Origin of the sequence: Aquimarina sp. BL5 (assembly GCF_003443675.1) — a bacterium.
Lineage (GTDB): Bacteria > Bacteroidota > Bacteroidia > Flavobacteriales > Flavobacteriaceae > Aquimarina.
This window is the reverse complement of record NZ_CP031963.1, coordinates 5,576,617-5,596,724: the sequence shown is the minus strand read 5'-3', so window position 1 is coordinate 5,596,724 and position 20,108 is coordinate 5,576,617. Positions and strand designations below refer to the sequence as shown.

19 protein-coding genes and 1 riboswitch are annotated in these 20,108 nt (G+C 32.6%); of the genes, 9 read left to right on the top strand and 10 right to left on the bottom strand.

Features of this window, described 5'->3' with window-relative positions; genetic code table 11:
• Positions 1 to 637 precede the first annotated feature (637 nt).
• From D1818_RS25550 to D1818_RS23550, 4 genes are all read right to left on the bottom strand, one after another.
• Positions 638 to 805 carry a hypothetical protein gene (locus D1818_RS25550; protein WP_162897303.1) on the bottom strand — a complete coding sequence of 56 codons (168 nt, stop codon included), beginning with the start codon at positions 803 to 805 and terminating at the stop codon, positions 638 to 640.
• A gap of 495 nt (positions 806 to 1,300) precedes the next feature.
• Positions 1,301 to 1,972, bottom strand: a complete 672-nt coding sequence (locus D1818_RS23560) for a response regulator (protein WP_118462487.1) — start codon at positions 1,970 to 1,972, stop codon at positions 1,301 to 1,303.
• Positions 1,973 to 2,082: 110 nt separating this feature from the next.
• Positions 2,083 to 4,026, bottom strand: coding sequence for an ATP-binding protein (locus D1818_RS23555; RefSeq protein ID WP_162897302.1), 1,944 nt, complete (start codon positions 4,024 to 4,026; stop codon positions 2,083 to 2,085).
• Between the two features lie 1,544 nt (positions 4,027 to 5,570).
• Positions 5,571 to 6,308, bottom strand: coding sequence for a LytTR family DNA-binding domain-containing protein (locus D1818_RS23550; RefSeq protein WP_118462483.1), 738 nt, complete (start codon positions 6,306 to 6,308; stop codon positions 5,571 to 5,573).
• Between the two features lie 682 nt (positions 6,309 to 6,990).
• Here D1818_RS23550 and D1818_RS23545 point away from each other — a divergent pair.
• From D1818_RS23545 to purB, 3 genes are all read left to right on the top strand, one after another.
• Positions 6,991 to 7,671, top strand: a complete 681-nt coding sequence (locus tag D1818_RS23545) for an NAD-dependent deacylase (protein WP_118462481.1) — start codon at positions 6,991 to 6,993, stop codon at positions 7,669 to 7,671.
• Between the two features lie 70 nt (positions 7,672 to 7,741).
• Positions 7,742 to 8,293 carry an adenylosuccinate lyase gene (locus D1818_RS23540; protein ID WP_118462479.1) on the top strand — a complete coding sequence of 184 codons (552 nt, stop codon included), beginning with the start codon at positions 7,742 to 7,744 and terminating at the stop codon, positions 8,291 to 8,293.
• 226 nt (positions 8,294 to 8,519) lie between these two features.
• Positions 8,520 to 9,863: an adenylosuccinate lyase gene (gene purB / locus D1818_RS23535; protein ID WP_118462477.1), complete on the top strand. Its 1,344-nt coding sequence runs from the start codon at positions 8,520 to 8,522 to the stop codon at positions 9,861 to 9,863.
• 105 nt (positions 9,864 to 9,968) lie between these two features.
• Here purB and D1818_RS23530 read toward each other — a convergent pair whose 3' ends face one another.
• From D1818_RS23530 to D1818_RS23515, 4 genes are all read right to left on the bottom strand, one after another.
• On the bottom strand, positions 9,969 to 10,511 hold the full coding sequence (locus D1818_RS23530) for a DUF4252 domain-containing protein (RefSeq protein WP_118462475.1): 543 nt from the start codon (positions 10,509 to 10,511) through the stop codon (positions 9,969 to 9,971).
• 114 nt (positions 10,512 to 10,625) lie between these two features.
• Positions 10,626 to 11,159 carry a DUF4252 domain-containing protein gene (locus tag D1818_RS23525; protein ID WP_118464072.1) on the bottom strand — a complete coding sequence of 178 codons (534 nt, stop codon included), beginning with the start codon at positions 11,157 to 11,159 and terminating at the stop codon, positions 10,626 to 10,628.
• A 50-nt stretch (positions 11,160 to 11,209) separates the two neighbouring features.
• Complete coding sequence (locus tag D1818_RS23520; RefSeq protein WP_118462473.1) at positions 11,210 to 11,692, bottom strand: hypothetical protein; 483 nt, start codon at positions 11,690 to 11,692, stop codon at positions 11,210 to 11,212.
• Positions 11,679 to 12,188 carry an RNA polymerase sigma factor gene (locus tag D1818_RS23515; RefSeq protein ID WP_118462471.1) on the bottom strand — a complete coding sequence of 170 codons (510 nt, stop codon included), beginning with the start codon at positions 12,186 to 12,188 and terminating at the stop codon, positions 11,679 to 11,681. Before D1818_RS23515 ends, D1818_RS23520 begins: the two co-directional genes overlap by 14 nt.
• 229 nt (positions 12,189 to 12,417) lie before the next feature.
• Between D1818_RS23515 and D1818_RS23510 the strand changes: the two genes are divergently transcribed.
• Positions 12,418 to 13,866, top strand: a complete 1,449-nt coding sequence (locus D1818_RS23510; protein ID WP_118462469.1) for a S41 family peptidase — start codon at positions 12,418 to 12,420, stop codon at positions 13,864 to 13,866.
• Between the two features lie 80 nt (positions 13,867 to 13,946).
• Here D1818_RS23510 and D1818_RS23505 read toward each other — a convergent pair whose 3' ends face one another.
• The gene (locus tag D1818_RS23505) at positions 13,947 to 15,878 is read right to left on the bottom strand and encodes a TonB-dependent siderophore receptor (RefSeq protein ID WP_118462467.1); all 1,932 of its coding nucleotides are present in this window, start codon (positions 15,876 to 15,878) and stop codon (positions 13,947 to 13,949) included.
• Between the two features lie 75 nt (positions 15,879 to 15,953).
• Positions 15,954 to 16,196: riboswitch (cobalamin riboswitch) on the bottom strand.
• A gap of 83 nt (positions 16,197 to 16,279) precedes the next feature.
• Here D1818_RS23505 and D1818_RS23500 point away from each other — a divergent pair.
• Genes D1818_RS23500 through cobC form a run of 5 tightly spaced genes read left to right on the top strand, consistent with a single transcriptional unit; the run spans position 16,280 to position 19,455 of the window.
• Positions 16,280 to 16,783, top strand: coding sequence for a bifunctional adenosylcobinamide kinase/adenosylcobinamide-phosphate guanylyltransferase (locus D1818_RS23500; protein WP_118462465.1), 504 nt, complete (start codon positions 16,280 to 16,282; stop codon positions 16,781 to 16,783).
• Complete coding sequence (gene cobT, locus D1818_RS23495) at positions 16,784 to 17,818, top strand: nicotinate-nucleotide--dimethylbenzimidazole phosphoribosyltransferase (RefSeq protein WP_118462463.1); 1,035 nt, start codon at positions 16,784 to 16,786, stop codon at positions 17,816 to 17,818.
• A 12-nt stretch (positions 17,819 to 17,830) separates the two neighbouring features.
• On the top strand, positions 17,831 to 18,169 hold the full coding sequence (locus tag D1818_RS23490) for a hypothetical protein (RefSeq protein WP_118462461.1): 339 nt from the start codon (positions 17,831 to 17,833) through the stop codon (positions 18,167 to 18,169).
• A 21-nt stretch (positions 18,170 to 18,190) separates the two neighbouring features.
• Entirely contained in the window at positions 18,191 to 18,955 is a 765-nt protein-coding gene (locus tag D1818_RS23485; protein ID WP_118462459.1) for an adenosylcobinamide-GDP ribazoletransferase, read from the top strand.
• Complete coding sequence (gene cobC / locus D1818_RS23480; protein WP_118462457.1) at positions 18,937 to 19,455, top strand: alpha-ribazole phosphatase; 519 nt, start codon at positions 18,937 to 18,939, stop codon at positions 19,453 to 19,455. Before D1818_RS23485 ends, cobC begins: the two co-directional genes overlap by 19 nt.
• Here cobC and D1818_RS23475 read toward each other — a convergent pair.
• Positions 19,452 to 20,099 (bottom strand): diphthine--ammonia ligase, encoded by a 648-nt coding sequence (locus tag D1818_RS23475; RefSeq protein WP_118464069.1) that lies wholly within the window; start codon positions 20,097 to 20,099, stop codon positions 19,452 to 19,454. The genes cobC and D1818_RS23475 overlap by 4 nt on opposite strands.
• Between the last annotated feature and the right edge of the window lie 9 nt (positions 20,100 to 20,108).

Below are 20,108 nucleotides of genomic sequence, written 5' to 3'. Positions count from 1 at the left end.
TTAATAGTTTATAACAGTAATGAGATTTTATTGAATTATGATCTGAAATCAATCTTTTCTTTTATTTCTTTTAAATTTTTATTAAGCATAGAAGTAATGAAGTAGTTTTTAACCATTATAATCAAGAGTATTATTTGATTTACAATTCTTTTTTTTAAACTATTAACGTTATTATTTTTCGAATTATCTCATTCAAAAAACAGAAAATCTAACGAAAAATTCCCTAATTATTTATCAATGCAAAACCTCAACCAAGTTGAGCACTTTTAAATTTAGGCATATTAAAAAAATAAAACCTGTTAAATAACCGCATTTTATATGCGTAAAAACCATACTTTTTATTTGTCTTTTTGACACAATATTTAATAAGACCAAATCATTAAACAATTGATTTTTAAATATTTATAAAAAATAAAAATAATTTATTTTTTTATATCAAACAAAAAAAGAGGGAATAATACACTTTTTAAAAAAGCATATTTCCCTCTTTTTTCTAATAAAAAAAGTTAAAAATCCCCTATTAGTAGTTGTGATTAAACACCGAAGAGAAATAGAAGTTAATTGTTAATTCAATTTATATACTAATTTTCTAAAAGGCAAAAAAACATACTTAATGGATATTTTTTGTTCTCACCAATTAATCAGGAGTTACACAGAAACATTCGCCAGTAAATATATTTGCTTCTACGGTGCCAGCACAATAATCTCTACAATCATTCATTAGCTCTCGTCCTCCTCCGTGAACGGTTTTTTGAGCTTTTTTACTTAATACACTTACTCCTTGTAAACTTGATAGCTTTTTCATAATTAAAATAAATTTGATTTTTCTGTAAACATTTTACGACACTTACAGATTATGTCGAAAATCATACTATAATATCCTTCCAGAAGATATTATCTATCTTGTGATTTTAGAAAAAGAAGCTGTAAAAAAGAGAGTTTGTGTGAAGTATTAAAATGTATTACCACTGTATTATATTATTGAGCAATACCTTTATAAAACATTGCTAAGCTACTGATAAACAGATATAAATGCATAATAAAAATTACGGGTAAACCTCATTTAACAAAACAATTAACATAAATTAGATAAAACACATTATAATTCTTAATTAAAAGTTAATTTTTTATAAAAATAAGGGAAAAATCCCCTGTTAAGAAATTAGATGATTCCATTTTTTTTATGTTCATTTCAGGATTTATTTAAGTATTTTACGCTCCATCCATAATTTATTAAACAAAAAAAGGACAGCTAATGCTGTCCTTTTAATCAATTTTACTTAAAAAAGTACTTTATGTTTTACACGAAACCTCTTTTACGAGCTTCTTCTAATAGTTTTTGGTCATCGGCTTTTGCAATAGAAAACATTTCTTTTATCTGATTTTTGCGTTTTTCTATAGCACTTAATGACAAGCTCACGTAATTAGGTAAATTCTTAGTTTTTACACCTCTAGATAGGTGATATAAAATCTTTAGATTTTTTTCATCTAGTGAGAAATTATTGGTCATCATTTTTCTGAAATGATTATTTACAGTAGCACTATAATAAGGAGTACCACTCACTATATTATTAAACGCCAGCAACAATTCACTAGAAGTAAGGTCACTTTTTATTAAAAATCCTGAAGGATTAATATTCTTTAATATATTATGGATTCTATGATCTTCTCTATGCATTGTTAGGATAATAATCTTAGCCTTAGGTAACAGCTCCTTTGCATGTTTTGCCAAATCTTCTCCAGATGTGATGGTTCCATCAGAAGAAGGTGGTAATTTAATATCTACAAAAAGCATGTCATAAGGAGTAGTTTTAGAAGATTTCAGAATACTGTCATACGCATCATCGCAATTAGATGCGATATCAATTTTGATCTGATATTCTTTTTGGTTTTCTCCTAATAAGGTGTTCTTGTATCCCTCGATAATCATAGGATGATCATCAATCATAAGAACTTTTAGCTTTTTCTTCATCTTTAAAAATTTGTGTGTCAGTTGTTATCCTATCGGCTCTATATAGTAGTAACTATAATCATCACCTTTTTATTATACGGAGACCGGATTTGATAACATTTTTACATTAATTAAATTGGTATACCTACAGATACTTTAGTACCTGAATCTTGATTACTAATAAAATCTACTACACCGTTCATTTGGGTAACTCTGGATGTAATATTTTTTAAACCAATTCCTCTTTTTACCTTACTGCTTTTGAATCCTATTCCATCATCTAAAATAGTAAGATTTATTTTATCATCCACATAATCGAAGCTTATTTTTACACTTTCTGCCTTTGCATGTTTAAATATATTCTGCAAAGACTCCTGTATAATACGGAACAGGTTTACTTTTTTCTGATCATCTATAGTCTCCCAATCAATATTTTCATCATTCGCAAACTCAAAATCCATTTTATGCACCGTACACAGATCACTTACTAAACTCTCTACCACATCTACATAAGCTACATCAGGCTTTAAGGTATCTGTACCTAAATCATGAGATATCAATCTAATTTCTTTTTCTATAGATTTAAGCTCATCAATAAACACATTTCTGGATTCTGTAAATCCATCATTAGCTCGCTGATTAATCCCATCCAGACTTAATCGAACTCCAAATAGTCTACCCAGCACGCCATCATGTAATTCTTCAGACATACGATGCTGTTCCATCTTACGTCCTTCTTCTAGCTTAAGTTGCTGACTAAGAAGTAAACGATAAATCTCCTGGTTAGATTGCTGCTGCTTTTGCTCGAATAGTAGTTCTTTATTACTCTGTTGTTGTCTAAAGATTACATACCCTAATAGAAACAATACCGATAATCCTAATATGGCAAAAATGAGTAATTGGTTTTCGCGACTAATGGCTGCAATTTCTTGTACTTTTTCTTCAGTTTCGAACTGTATACGAGCAAACTTATTTACATAGGATCGCTCTTCTTTGATTAAGCTATCATTCAACTTAATATGTTTTTGAGCGTAAGCTAATCCAGTTTCACTATCCGAAACCTCAGATAATAATTGATATGACTGAAGTAGTTCCACATTATTATTAACAATTGGAGCCACTTCTTCCACTTTTAAAGCATATTCCTTAGCTAAACTATCATTTCCTTTTGATTGATAATATTCAGCTAAATGTAAATTATTAGTTGAAAGCCCAACTAAATCATTAAGACTATCCCTTATTTTTAATGTCTTATAAAACAATTCCAAAACACCATCATCGTTACCAGAGAGAAACTGTACATATGCCAAATTGTCTAATAATCTAGCATACCTCTTCGGGCTTTTGCTCAAAAAACTTTTATAAGACAAAGCTTTCTTGTAATATTCTTCCGCTTTGTCATATTCCTTTTTTGTTTTATATACTGCACCGATGTTGTTATTACCTAAAGATGCATACAGAGTTTCTTTCTCGGTATTTTTTGCATACTCAATTACCCTTGAATAATAATCAACTGCATCATCATAGCGCTCCATATGTTTCGCTACAATCCCTAAATTATTATAAGATAATGGGACATATTTTAAATCACCTGATAATTCGAATTTTTCAATTGCTCGTATTGTTAAATCCTCACTTTGACTATAATCTTTTACTTTCCTTGACAATTTCGCCAAATCAATTAATACCGATCCATGATCAAACGCATAATTAGAAATATCTTTTTTTGTGTTTTTATCAAAAGCAGAATAAATCTTGTTAGCTTCATAAAAAAAGTTAAATGCACTATCTATTTTTATATCTCTATAATACATGCCTAAGTAATTATAAGATTTAGCCATAGAAATTGAATCAAGTAGCTTTTTGGACATAAGTAATGACCGTTCATTTATCTTTTTAAAATTTTCATAGTCTTTTAAACCATAGTACTTAGCAGCTATGTTTAACAATTTAGATGTTTTATCATTATCATCTTTTAAAGTTGTTGTAACTCCATACGCAATGTTTAATTTTTCTTTTCGTTCTGCTATCGTTTTAGACTTGTCATTAGAATCCTCTATATTTGACTCTATCATCTTATATTTCAACCCTTTATTCTCTATTTCTTCATTACTTTGGTTGCAACCAAAAAGTAACATGACAGAAAAAACAATACAACAATATTTGAAGGGAAAATTCATAAAAAATTAAAATCTAGCTTAGTGAATAAAAAAATTATAACTAAAAAAGAGAAGTTAATTACTTAACTTCTCTTTTCAAAATTTTTATTAAAAATTTATTATGATTATGTAGTTTGAGGTGATGTTTCATCGTCTTCATCCTCTCCTGCGTTTAGTTCAAAATCAACTTCATCAATTCCCACTTCGTCATTAACATTATCAGCTTCACAAGCGATGAACATTGAACTTACAAATAATACTGCGAAAATAGTTTTTATAGCTTTCATAACGGTTTATCTTTAATATTTATATTTTATTTTGGTATAATCAGTTTATTAATAATTGTTTTCCTTTTTCAAGACTTTTTTTGTCTAGTTAGAATAAACTTTCGTTTATTCAGTTTCAATTTGTAAGGATTTTGCTGGCCAGCAATACTCCGATTTCTCTTTGTATATCCTTTTAGTAAATGTGTAATAGGTTGATAACCTTAATTGTACACTACAAATGTAGGGAGATTGCCCCCTCGCGCCTAATATATTAAGGTGGGTTTAGTGGATGGGTACCTTTAGGAAGTAGATTGATAGATTACACGAGTGGATGACCCGATTTTAAAAACTCTAAATTATGTAGGAATTGGATTACCAATTCAATTACCGTAAATAAACTATAAAAAAAACTTAAAAAAAATAAAAATTTAATAAAAAGAGCTATCTAACCACTTCGCTACCCTAAACCCTTTATTTACTGAATAAGAGCTGATTATAGATATTCCCCAAACTTTGATAAGAAAATTCCCTCAAAAAAACGTAAGTCACTCATTTCAAAATGAATATAAAAAATCCCCAAACTCAAAAAACATAGTATACTATTATATATGTTTTTCGAATAGGGGAAAATTGATTTCGTAAGTTATGTAAATTACACGAAACTACCTTTGAGCCTAAACAAAAATATTGAATTACAAAAGAAGGCAACTACTACAAATCGACACTGGGGAATATTTAGACTCTACATTTTAATACATCCACTAAGTTTAGATTAAAAAAACTATTAGAAAAAGACACTATATTACATAGTATACTATATATAGTAAATACAAAAACCTCCTCGCTGTGGCGAGGAGGTTTCGACTTGCGTTTTTATTATACAAATGATTTTGTGTGAATAGTATAAAATAAAACAATCGGCTGCCCTGATACACATTTACTAGATATTTACAAACAGCATCCTATTATTTCTCATTTTTAACGCAAGTATTCTATCTATATAGATTTTCAAAACAAATACCAGCCTGCACTTCGACAGACTCAGTGTGAGGACACTTCGACAACTTATCCGCCTCTGCTGGCGGAAGCTCAGTGTGGCAACTCAGTACGGAGACTCCCTGTGATATGCTGAGATGTGACTAGACTACTAATTGTTTTGAATTTGTTGCTACGCAACTTTTCTAAACAAAGTCACTACACATAAAGAAAGCTATTCTTAGCTAGCGTATCTTTAATCTCTTCTACATTTGTTTTATATGATTTGGAGAAAGGAATCATATCACTGGTATTCTTAATAGCACATTTTGCTTTACCAAAATGTATTCTAGATACATACTTGGTATTAATAATATAACTATTATGAATACGCACAAAATGATCCGGCAATAGATTCTGAAAATGTTTCAGTGTTTTAAATGCCTCTACTTTATTACCGTTACTCATCATAAAGTCCGTCGTATTATTATCTGCTTTTAGATATAACACTTCGTCAATATTCACAAAACGATAATCTCCATATGACTTAAAACATAAGGTATTATCCATAACTTCTCCAAAGTCTTTCTCAAACCTATGCAAGGTTTTAGTCAAGTCACTCTTAGATAATGGCTTAAGGATATAATCCAAAACACTGTTACGTATACCTTCTATAGCATAATCAGTTGTTTTTGTAATAATTACAAACTCTGGTAGATTTGTCATATACTTAGTAAGTTCTGACATTAAGTTATACTGGGTTTTAGAAGATTGAACTCCCGAAACTTCAGGCTCTAGAAAAACCAATCTTGGTTTTCTTTCTAAAATTAAGTCCAATGCCTCCTGCTCATTTTTAGCAATTCCAGTACAGATGTAATCATTGTGATCTTCTAATGCGATCTGAATTGTGCGTGCAGAATTCTGATCATTATCAATAATGATATAAGGGTATTTCATGAGGTAAACAATTAAAGGTTAGCGTTGGTTATTAAATACTGTTAGTATTCTAAAAAAATTGTACACATTTACTGATTACAAGTTATACTTTTTAGCAATATCTGTGTTACGGTAAAACCACAATATTAATACGGAACCGCATTATTTACAGGGGTTTGAAGTGTTTCTTTGATCGAGTTAAATTGCATGTTATCGGTTTATGGGGTTAAGATTCTCTAAACGACAAAAGATACATCTTAGTATATTTAATTAAAAAAAGAGATTCGAAACTCTTTCTGAACATAAAAATCCAGATAATCACTTATAAACTTTACACCTCCGTTCTAGATTCTGGTCTACATCAGAATGACAGATATTAATTTACTATTCCAGTCCTTAGACTTGGCTCAGGATCAACTAAAGACTGGAGTGAGGGTGTCTGAAAAGTATTAGAAATTCTGGATTGTCAGTCTGAGCCTGTCGAAGACATTTTGAGAATCAAGACATTAAAAACTTCGACAGGCTCAGTTTGACAGGAATACAATACTTTTCAGACAGCCTCCTTTCTTTTTTTGATTTACAAGCAGTATGCTGTTATTTAATTTTAAAACGCAACTATCAATTAAAATATTTTAAATAGTTTTAGAGAAAATAATAAATAACCTATTATTCATTTTGACATTTCAATATTAAAAACAAACAAATGAAAAAAGTAGTTGTACTTACCGGTGCTGGAATTAGTGCAGAAAGTGGAATTAACACTTTCAGGGATGCCGACGGACTATGGGAAGGTCACGATATTATGGAAGTCGCCTCTCCTATCGGATGGAACAATGACCCGGCACTGGTACTAGATTTTTACAATAAAAGACGAAGTCAATTACACACTGTAGTTCCTAATCCGGCACATCACGCTCTTGTCGCTTTAGAGAAAACGCATCAGGTTACCATTGTTACCCAAAATGTAGATGATCTCCATGAACGCGCCGGAAGTAGTAACGTAGTTCATCTACACGGAGAATTACTAAAAGTAAGAAGCCAGTTTGATGAAGATCTGGTATTAGACTGGAAAACAAATCTTAATCTAGGAGATCTCTGTGAGCACAATTCTCAATTACGCCCACATATTGTTTGGTTTGGAGAAGAAGTACCCATGTTAGATAAGGCAATAAAGATTACCGAACAAGCGGATATCCTTATAATTATTGGCACATCTATGCAGGTATATCCTGCCGCAAGTCTTGTGCAATTTGTTTCTAATGACACTCCTATATATTTTATAGATCCTAAACCAGCCATTTCACCTAAAGAAAATCTGACCATCATAGCAGAAAAAGCTACTGTTGGAGTTCCGAAGGTAGTTACGGAGTTAGTAGATAGTTGATAGGGAAATTACAAAATTTGAAAAACTCAAAAACTCAAAACAATCGAAAAATAAAAATATATAAACCAAGATGATCAATCTAGAAGAGGAAATTAGAAACACCAATCACTCTAGAGAAAAACGGAATTATTTTGCCAATCTGATTTTACAAAATCCAGAGCTGCTACCTCAACTACTAAACATATGTCATCAGGTGGATGACGAAATTTCTTGTAAAGCTTCCTGGGGGTTAGAATTTTTGTGTAAAAATAGTCTAGAAACCATTTTACCATATTTAGATTCATTCGTGAAATTACTTCCGCACGTATATCAAGACCCTGCTGTAAGGCCTACTGCTAAAATATGCGAATATCTGATCCTAGCTTATTATAAAAACAAAAATACTGAAGTACGCAAATACCTTACCTCTACATATAGAGAAAAAATAACTGAAGCATGTTTTGATTGGTTGATCTCTGATCAGAAAGTAGCTCCAAAGGCTTATTCTATTACTAATTTATATCTACTAGGCACAGAATTCGATTGGGTACATCCAGAACTTAAAATTATTTTAGAGAATAACTATCACAATAGCAGTGCTGCCTACAAGGCAAGATCCAGAATGATATTGAAGAAACTATGATTAGTTGATGGTTGATGGTTGATGGTTGATGGAAATTATTAAATCTGAAAAAAGTCAGGAGTTGGAAGTTAGAAGTGAAATTATTAAAATCGAAAAACTCAAAAACTCAAAAACTCAAAAACTCACCTCTCAACCACTAACCTATATTTCATCAAAAAATCATTCTTCGTACTTCGTAATTCGTGATTAAATAAATTATCTTTGCAGCTTTCAAAAAAACAACACTATGTCATTATCTCCTTTGCAAGCTATTTCACCTATAGATGGTCGCTATGCTTCTAAAACACAATCATTAAGTGCTTATTTTAGTGAAGAAGCCTTAATAAAATATCGTGTACTGGTAGAAATAGAATATTTTATCGCTTTATGCGAAATACCACTACCACAATTAAAGAGTATTGACACATCAATTTTTGGAAAATTACGAGAAATCTATACTCAGTTTTCTACTGAAGATGCACAAGCTATAAAGGATATTGAAAAAGTAACTAACCATGATGTAAAAGCAGTTGAGTATTTTATCAAGGAGAAGTTTGATATCCTTGGTTTACAAGAGTATAAAGAGTTTATTCATTTTGGACTAACCTCTCAGGATATAAACAATACGGCTATCCCTTTAAGTATTAAAGAAGCTGTTGGCGATGTATACATTCCTCAATATTTAGAATTAAAGGATAAATTAAAATCTTTAGTAGAAGAATGGTCTGAAATTTCGATGTTAGCACGCACACACGGACAACCTGCTTCTCCTACCCGATTAGGAAAAGAGTTTCAGGTTTATGTGACGCGGTTAGAAGCACAATTTGATTTGCTAAATGACATTCCAAGTGCTGCAAAATTTGGTGGAGCTACAGGAAACTACAATGCGCATAAAGTTGCGTATCCTACTATCGATTGGAAAGCGTTTGGAACTCGTTTTGTACAAGAAAAATTGGGTTTACATCATTCTTTTCCAACGACTCAAATAGAGCACTATGATCATATGGCCGCTTTATTTGATGGATTAAAACGTATAAATACGATTATCTTAGATTTGGATCGTGATGTATGGACATACGTTTCTATGGATTACTTTAAACAAAAAATCAAAAAAGGTGAAGTTGGATCTTCTGCGATGCCACATAAGGTAAATCCTATTGATTTTGAAAATAGTGAAGGAAATATTGGTATTGCCAATGCCTTATTCGAACACTTATCTGCAAAACTTCCTGTAAGTCGATTACAGCGTGATCTTACGGATAGCACTGTACTAAGAAATGTGGGAGTTCCTTTCGGACATACTTTGATTGCATTTCAAGCAACACTAAAAGGGTTGAACAAATTATTATTGAATGAAGAGAAGTTTGCTCAGGATCTTGAGAATAATTGGGCGGTAGTAGCAGAAGCTATTCAGACGATACTAAGAAGAGAAGGATATCCTAATCCTTATGAAGCACTAAAAGGATTAACTAGAACGAACGCTACGATAAACCAAAATTCTATTGCCGAGTTTATAGAAACACTAGAAGTTTCAGATGCTATCAAATCAGAACTAAAAACTATTACACCCTCTAACTATACAGGGATATAGTTGACGGAATATATTTTACAGTGATTAAACAAAAAAGCTTCGACTGGTATTAGTCGAAGCTTTTTTGTTTTCTATCTTTTTAGATCACTTTTAGTACAGCATATATTAGTCTATATTGATATTCCCAATTATATTCTTAAAAGCATCCATATCCACGTCTCCTTTATCAATGGCATTCATTAATTTGGCAACATTTTCCGGTTTCATATCATCTCCTAAAACTCTTACTAATGCTAAACCTCTTTCTTTATTAGAAGCAAATACAATCATTTCATCAATATTATCTTCATCTCCTTGAAATTTAAGTACCGCTTTTGTTCCATTAGAACCAAACCTCATTAAGGTTTCATACTTATCGGAATTGAGTATCGTATTGATAGTCGTTTTTTCTTCTTCATACCTGGCTTTGGTTTTATCTTTAAGTGGCAATGCTAAAAAATTGACTTTCTTAATACTCTCCAATGCTTCTTTCTCTTCTTTAGAAAGCGCTACTTTATCGGTATCCAAAAGACTTGTAGCTACATCTACCGCTACAAAATCCGAATCGTCTTGATGATCTACAAAATATTTTTGTAATGAAGCTCCATTATTACAACTCATTAGTAACATTACACAGGCTACGCCTACTAGTTTTATTATATTTTTCATTTTAATTGGTTTTGATCCGCCTAGGGCAGACTAAGGTTGATTGATTGATGATAAGCTTCCTCAGATCATTACATCTGAAGAAGCTTGGGTGTAACTTAAACTAAATATAAAAGCTTAATTTTTCTTTTTCACTTTCTTTAGCTCCTGTCCTCCAGGAACATTAAGGTGATCGGCAATTTTGGACACTTGTCTTAAGTCAATATCACCAGTTATTGTTAGTACTACTGTATTAGGTCCTCCATCATTTTCCATTCCTTCCATGAACATAAACAGTTCTGTTACAAAATTGTCATTTTTACCCGGCTTAGAATAAAACTTCACATTTTTACCATCACTCTTTACTCGCATCAGCTCATCTAACGAAGTACTTTTTAGGTATTTCTGCACATCCGCTTTCATCTTCTGACCGATTTCATTGTTTTCTGTAGCAAAAACTTTAATATTTTTAATATTCTCTACTAAGTTTATATACTCCTTCACTTCGGGATCATTGCTTTCCAGATCCATTTTGCTTAATAGTTTAAACATTTTACTGGTTACCACAACAGATGACACATCGTTCATGTCTTCATATTTATCAAAATTACTCTGAGCAACAGACAGATATGGTACTAATGCTACTAATATTACGATTGCAAACTTTTTCATAATTAAATCATTTTTAAAGACTCCCATATTCGGGAAAATAATATTCGTTTTTATTTTATCAATTTATTTTTAGCACTTTCGAACTCATTTAGATACACCAATTCTTTTTTAGCCGTATCAAACTCATTCAGGTATACTAGATCCTTTTTACCCTCATTCATTAATTTAGCAACCAAATTAAGGGCTTCTTTGGTTTTTTGTAATGCTATTTCAGGATCGTCATAGGTACCATAAACTCCTTCTGGATCAACTCCCGGCGGAACATCTTTTATAAATAGCCCCACAATTAAAGCTATTGATGCTGCTACACCTATCCAGGTATACCAAGGTACTCGATTGGTACTTAACGTAACCTCTGAAGTAGCGGTTACTTGACTTTCATCAGAAAAAAACTGAAATAAATCTTTGTATCTCTCTAAGTGTGACGGCACGCTTTCTCCGGTAAAATAAACCTTTAATTCTTTTTCTTCAGAAAGGGTCGTTTCTCCTTCAAAATACTTTTCCAGTAATTTCTCTATGTTAGACAACTCCATAATTGTGTTTTTTTAATAATTCTTTTCGTATTGTTTTTCTTCCTCTGGATAATGCCACTCGCACTGCTGTTTCGTTCATTTCTAGCATTTCCGCTATTTCTGCATTATCATATTGTTCTATATCTCTAAGCTGGACAATCATTCGCTGTTGTTCAGGCAATCCGTCCATGATCTTACCTACCCAATCCAGACTATCTCTTGCCTCTACTGATCTCTGTAATGAAGGCTGCTCATCTTTATAATTACTATGTACAATCTTTAAATTTCCAGTTTCTTTTGCCTTTAACTTATCATAGCAATAGTTTTTGGTCATTGTCATCGCGAATGCTTCCACATTTTTATACTCTGCCATTTTGGTTTTATTCCTCCATAGCTTTAACAGTACTTCTTGGGTAGCGTCCTCTGCTTCCTCATTACTTACCAACAATCTTTTAGCCAACCTATATAGCTTGTCTTTAAAACCATTAGTAAGTGTTATAAATGCTCTTTCTTTCATCTGTTCAGTCTATTTTTTCCCAATTGACAGATGGAATTCGCTAACAACACTTTATAATTAATATTTAATTCTTCGTTATAGCTCATTTCATATTTGTTGGTTGGTTGTTACAAAACTAACTTGTTAGCTTTATATAAGGGAGACGACTACATCTGTAATTTGTTACATCATTTTTTTGAAATTATAATAAAGTCCCTATTTTTAGGGTTATATAAAATAAAAAAAGTCTATGAAATTCCTGAAGTATTTTGCATTACTCCTTTTATCCATGAGTATGTTCACTAGTTGTTTTGAGGATAATGATGATGTATTAAGAATATCAGGGGTACAGGAAATTAATGATTTTATCTGGAAAGGCATGAATGCTTTTTATGTCTACAAAGCTGATGTAGCAGATCTAGCAAACGATCGCTTTTCTTCTAATAAAGAGTATGGTGATTTTCTTAATAGTTTCTCTTCTCCCGAAGCTATTTTTGAAGGATTAAGAACCCAGGAAACGGTAACTGTAGGCTCGGAACAAATAAAAGTGGATGATTTCAGTTTTATGGTCGATGATTATATTGCATTAGAACAAGCTCTTGATGGAATCACCAGAAATAATGGAATGGAGTTCGGCTTGGCTAGGTATCCTAATAATGCATCTAATGTATTTGGATATGTACGCTATATACTTCCTGGAACCGATGCAGAGACAAAAGGAATTGAGAGAGGTGTTATTTTTAATACGATAGATGGCACTCAGATTACCGAACAGAATTTCAGACAACTATTAGCTCCAGATACGTATACAATTGGTCTTGCTACTTTTGATGGAAATGATGTAACTCCGACAGGTACATCCATTTCCCTTACCAAAACACAGTATACAGAAAACCCTGTTTTTCTTGCAAAAACCTTAGATGTAGATGGAAATCCAGTTGGATATTTAATGTATAATGAATTCACAGGGGATTTTGATGCTCAATTAAATACTGCTTTTGGGCAGTTTGCGTCTGATAATGTTACAGACCTTATATTAGATTTACGATACAATGGTGGAGGCTCTGTTATTACTGCAATTGACTTATCTAGCATGATTACAGGACAATTTAATGGACGAATATTTACTACAGAAGAATGGAATGTAGATCGACAAGAACAATTTGGCGATACCAATCGTTTCGATAATCAAATCAGAACTGGTGCTGGTATTAATAGCTTAAACCTAAATAGAGTCTATGTATTAACAACCAGAAGTTCTGCATCGGCGAGTGAACTAGTAATTAATGGACTAGACCCTTATATCAATGTAATTCAGGTTGGTTCCACTACTAGAGGAAAATTTCAGGCTTCAAGAACTATATATGATTCAAATAATTTTGGACGAAATGGGGCCAATACAGGACACACCTATGCACTACAACCTTTGGTTCTTAGATCTATAAATTCTGTAGGATTTACAGATTATTTTGGTGGTTTTACTCCAGAAATTGAAGTTGCTGAAGATTTCTCGAACCTAGGAATATTAGGTGATCCTAATGAACCATTATTAAAAGCAGCTATTGATAATATTTTAGGTAACAGATCTCCATCACAATATAACACTCTCGAATTAGAAATTATAGGTGAAAGTAAGATGAGCAAACCTAATTATCTAAGAATGTATAAAGACACAGATTTTTCTGAATTACAAAAATAATTTTCCAGTAAAAACTAATCTAATAAAAAACGCCTAAACTGCTAGTTTAGGCGTTTTTACTTTTCTATATAAAAATAACTCTAGAATTTCAGGTTAACCCCTATTCTAGCATTTCTTCCTCTGGTACTAAATCCAAATATCTCTTGATACTCTTCGTTTGTAATATTGTTCATAGCAGCAAAAACTGTCATATTACTCAAAAGTTGATGACTAATATAAAAATCTAATATCCCATAACTATCTAATGGAACAGGTGTTGGCGCAAATGTAACGGGGTCAAAATTAGTATCCGTACGTTCGCCATTATATTGATAACTTAAAGAAGTATACGTTTTACCCGATAATTGATATCCAATATTAGCCTGGATGCTATGTTCAGGAATTCTAATATCATTTTCTAATCTTGAAATATTGGTGTAGGTATAATTACCGCCAAAAGATAACTTATCCTCTAATAGTTTTGCATTAAACTCTAATTCTACACCATCAACTTTAATGTCATTTGGTGAATTGAAATTTACAAAAGTGTTAGGATCAAAAGTGATAAAATTTTCTGATTTTCTATTAAAGTATACTACACTTATGGTAGCTCTTTTTTCGTGAGATAGTTCTATCCCTCCTTCTATGGTTCTACTTTCTTCTGGCTCTAAATCAGGATTTCCACTAAAAAAAGCAGTATCAAACAATTGAAATAATGACGGTGTAATATAGGCTGTACTATACGATGCTAATGCTTTGATATAATTCCCTCCGAAAGTATATGTAAACGATGGATTAATATTATAAACTAAATGGTTACCATAAGCACTATGAATATTTAGTCTTCCTCCTGCATTAACATTCAACCCAAATTTAGATACATATACTAAATTGATATAGGGATCAATAATATCAAAATCCGCTTCATTATCATTAATCGTTTGTACTAAATCATCACTTCCAAAAGGAATACTAAAAAGATTAAAGTCACTATAAGAACCATTTGCACCAACTACAGTGTATAATGTATTATTAAAGTTATACTTATTATAAGCATCAAACGTATAAATCTTACTTTCATATCTGGAAGGAAAACCAGACATAAATTCTCTTTCTAATAATGCATAACTATCTACAAAGGTGAAGCTTCCATTAGGGTATTTTGCTTCCCAAAATGACCCACCTCTTAATTGACGGCTATCAAACTGGTTATCTGCATCAAATCCTGCGCCTCCATCAAAATCGGTCTTATATTGATCTAAGTTTCCAAAAAAATGAAACTTAAAATTCTTGCTCCACTGATATCCCAATTTGGCCGAGACATTAAATTTATTGTAAGCATCACTTTCCGCTCCTTCAGCCTCTGCTGCCGATAGACCATCCGTTGATTGATGAGCAAGACTTCCTAAATAACTTACTTTACCTATGGTTCCGTTGATAGATGCTGAGTTTACAAACTCATTTATGTCATAGTCCTGATCATCCTGTGATTGATTGGTACCGATACTAGAAGAAAATTGTCCTGATATTGCATCTTTTCCTTCAGACTTTGTAGTAATATTAATTACTGCTGCCGCGGCTCCAGAACCATATAATGTACTAGAAGCTCCTTTTAGAATCTCTATAGATTCGATTTGGCTAGTAGATAATAATCGAAGATCATAATCCCCCGCTGACGTAGAGGGATCACTTACGGTAACTCCATCAATTCTAATCACTACCTGTCGATTTCGCCCACCACGCACATAAACTCCCAATGGTTCTCCTGCCGCATTATTACTCCCGTTTACATAAACTCCCGCTACTCTATTTAAAACTGTGGCTACAGATTGTCCCTGACTGCGTTCTAATTCTTCAGAGGTAATTTTGGTAATTACCTTACCACTTTGTTCTCTTTTTAGTTTAAATTTAGAATCAGAAAGTACCACCTCCTCTAATTCGTTTACTTTTTCTTCTTTTATTGAATCTTGCGCCGAAACAACCTGAGCCCCTAACATAATTAGTGTAGCCCCAAAAAACACTTTTTTGTTCATTTCCTAAATGACTTAATTTTACAATTACCGGAAAAAAGTATGCAGTTTACCCATACCTAAACTTCTATCCCGAAAGTTTAACATAATGAATTAGGCAGGTCTCCTGGCTTGCGTCTTGTTATTTACCTTCCCATCCGCCAGAGGCGTACAGTGGTTATAAAGAATTAATAACAAACATCCGTCATAGACGAACACAGCTTACAGTTGCGGGAACAGCTCAGGATTTATTAATTCTAAATTCAGAATTCATTCACCTGATTCCCTTTTAATCCTTCACACTATGAAAAGTGTGTCAGAACCAAAATTCTGCGCGAATGTATCATATTTCTTCGAAAATGCATTCGCTTTACCGAATAAATTACTTTTACTAGTATCTTTGCGCTCTTTAAAACCTATTACATATGTTGTATTACATTACTGGTGGAGAGCGTTCAGGCAAAAGCAGCTATGCTCAGAATCTTGCCTTAGAACTTTCAGACAGTCCAACATACATAGCTACATCAAGGGTTTGGGATGGCAATCATCGAAAACGTATTGATCGGCATATTGCAGATCGCGATAGTAGGTGGACCTCCATTGAGGAAGAAAAAAAACTATCTAAAGTAATAAAAAAAGATGCGGTTGTCGTTATCGATTGTGTAACGCTATGGCTTACCAATTTTTTTGTGGATACTAAAAATGATATTGAACTTTCTCTATCTCAAGCAAAAACAGAATTTAATCAACTTCTGAAAATCAATGCAACTGTTATCATCATATCCAATGAAATCGGAATGGGTGTTCACGCAACCACTGAAATAGGCAGAAAGTTTACCGAATTACAAGGCTGGATGAATCAGCATATTGCTAAGCAAGCTGATCAAGCAATACTAATGGTATCCGGAATACCAGTAAAAATAAAATAAATGAGTTTTGATATTACTCCATTAGACAAATCGTTAGAGAATACAATTCAACATAAGATTAACCTAAAAACCAAACCTCTTGGTTCTTTAGGTATATTAGAAAAAATTGCATTACAAATAGGACTAATTCAAAATACTAAGCATCCTATATTACAAAAACCGAGCATACTTGTTTTTGTAGGTGATCATGGTATTGCCGAAAAAGGCGAAGTCAATCCTTATCCTCAGATAGTGACGCAGCAAATGGTCTATAATTTCCTTAGCGGTGGAGCCGCTATTAATTCATTGTGCGATCAGAATAATATTAATCTAAGAATCATAGATGCTGGTGTCAATCACAATTTTAATAATATAAAAGGACTCATTGATGCTAAAGTAGCTTATGGCACTAAAAACTATCAGACAGAACCTGCAATGTCGATTGATCAGTGTAATACAGCTATTGATAAAGGGGCTACCATCGTTTTAGAAACATTTCAAAATGGATGTAACGTTATAGGATTTGGCGAGATGGGAATTGGAAATTCATCTGCAGCTGCATTATTAATGGCACATTTTACCAAAACACCTATAATCGAATGCGTTGGTGCAGGAACAGGGGCTCAAGGAGAAGCAATAAAAATAAAGCAAAATATTCTGGAAACCGTTTTTAAGAAACACTTTCCAAATACGCCAGTAGAAGCCTTAGCTAGTTTTGGTGGCTTTGAAATTGCTATGATTACTGGAGCAATACTAAAGGCGGCAGCATTAAAAATGACTGTTATCATTGATGGTTTTATAGTTACAGCTGCGCTTTTATCAGCATATGCAATCAATGAAAATGTACTGGACTATTGTATTTTTGCCCATACATCCGAAGAACAAGGTCATCAAAAAATGCTAAACTTCCTCGGAAAGAAACCTCTATTATCTCTAGGCATGCGACTAGGTGAAGGTACTGGAGTAGCAGTTGCTTATCCTATTCTAGAATCTGCAGTTACATTCTTAAATAATATGGCAAGTTTTGAAGAAGCCGAAGTAGCTACCAATGAATAATTAATCATTACAATGAAAAAAGGTGTCTTATCCATATTAATTTCTACAATAGGTTTTTTCTTTGTGTATAAATACAATACATTACTTCACGAAATATACTATAACGTAATTGTTGGAAAAGAGATTCAATTTGTTTTTATTAATGATTTAGTTTCGTTTAAAAAACTATTCAAGATTGTTTTAGTCTGTATTTCACTGTTGAGTTTTTATCTGGGTATTATATCCTTTTTAAAGAAAAGCAAAATAGGATTAGCAGGAATGGCCGTAGCAATTGTTTTATGTATTACTGCTTTTATCCCTTTTTGGAAATATACTATTGAAGACTCGGGTTTAGATATCCTAATTAATTAAATTTTTAGAGAGCTTGTATTCATGAAAAAAGAGATTCATATATTTTTTACTGCTCTTATGTTTTTTACTCGAATTCCTTGTCCGAAGTGGGTAAATCACGATCCACAATATTTGCGTAAAAGCTCGAAATATTTTCCGTTAGTAGGCATACTTGTTGGAAGTATTGGTGCCAGTTTTTTTTATGGATTCTCTTATATCTTTTCCATAGAAATTGCTTTACTACTTTCTATGTTTGCTACAATTTATACAACCGGAGCTTTTCATGAAGATGGGTTTGCCGATGTCTGTGATGGTTTTGGTGGTGGATGGACCAAAGAGAAGATTCTATTTATCATGAAAGATTCTAGACTAGGAACCTATGGTACTGTCGGAATTCTATTAATACTTGCCATCAAGTTTTTAGCATTACGAGAAGTAGAAGTCTTTTATATTCCTATAGTGATAATTGCTGGGCACAGTCTCAGTCGATTTATAGCAACCACGCTTATATTCACACATCCGTATGTGCGCGACACAGACGATAGCAAAGCGAAACCTGCTGCAAAAAGCATGAGTATTTCTATGCTTTTGATGAGTGGTTTCTTCGGAATTGTTCCTCTGTTTTTATTCCTAAACCCATTCATATTTTTAACACTAATACCGATGTATCTATCTAAAATGTTTTTAGCTGCAAAATTCAAAAAATGGATCGGTGGTCAAACAGGTGATTGCGCTGGAGCAGTGCAGCAGCTTAGTGAAGTAATATTTTATCTTAGTATCATCGCTTTATGGAAATATATCTGGTAAGACACACCACTCCTAATATCGAAAAAGGAATTTGTTACGGGCAGAGTGATCTGGGTATAACAGATACTTTTGGATCTGAAGTTATAAAAATCCATAACCAAATTCCAATAAAAGAAATTTCAAAAATATACTGTAGTCCTTTACAACGTTGTAAACTATTAGCAGAAACCTTTGACATCCCAATCACTTTTGACAACAGACTTAAAGAACTTGATTTTGGCGATTGGGAACTAAAAACGTGGAATGATATTTCTCCATTAACGCTAAACCCCTGGATGGAAGACTTTGTAAATGTACAGGTTCCTAACGGCGAATCTTATGTGATGCTACAGGAAAGAATGTTGGAGTTTTATAATTCTCTAGATCATTCTTCTTCAGAAAAAATTATAATTATCGCTCATGCAGGACCAATACGGGCATTGCTTTCTTATATTCGGCAAATAGCGCTCAAAGACTCCTTTAGCATCAAAATAAATTATGGAGATGTCATTAAAATCTAATCAATCCTTAGCGAAGCAAAATTGTAGTTAGAGGATGTTTCCTTACCAATTACTTGGACATTTAATCGTTGCGAAAAAAGCGGAGCATTTGTTACCAATGTATGATATTCTCCATTTTCTCCACAAGCATCTACATCTAGCGCTTCTAAATCTTTAATAAGCTCCTGATCAATTGTTCTTCCCAAGAAATCCGGTCCTAAGGTTTTATTGCAGGAAACTATGATGGCTTCAATCCCATAATCAATCATATCCAATACCAATTGTTTTCTGGATTGTTGCCAGATAGGTAGTATCGCCTTTAGACCAGCTGCCATAGACACTTTTTCTTCCCATTCTCTATGTGACTGAATATCGATATCTCCAAATACAGCAGATTTCAAATTATACATATTGGTTAATGATTTTAAATTCTTAATGTATAATTTTTCATAATCATTCCAGGTACTTTCAAAAAAGTGAATTGGTAATTTCATAGAATCTGCCTGAGTTTCCAGTATAACTTTCGGTATTCCGTGAGAACGAGACCGATCTCCGTATTCATTTAACACGTTTAATAAAACAGAAGGTTTATACCCTTTATCCAAAGCCATATGCATAGCATAACAACTATCTTTTCCCCCACTCCAAGAACATAAAAATGACATATCGCTATA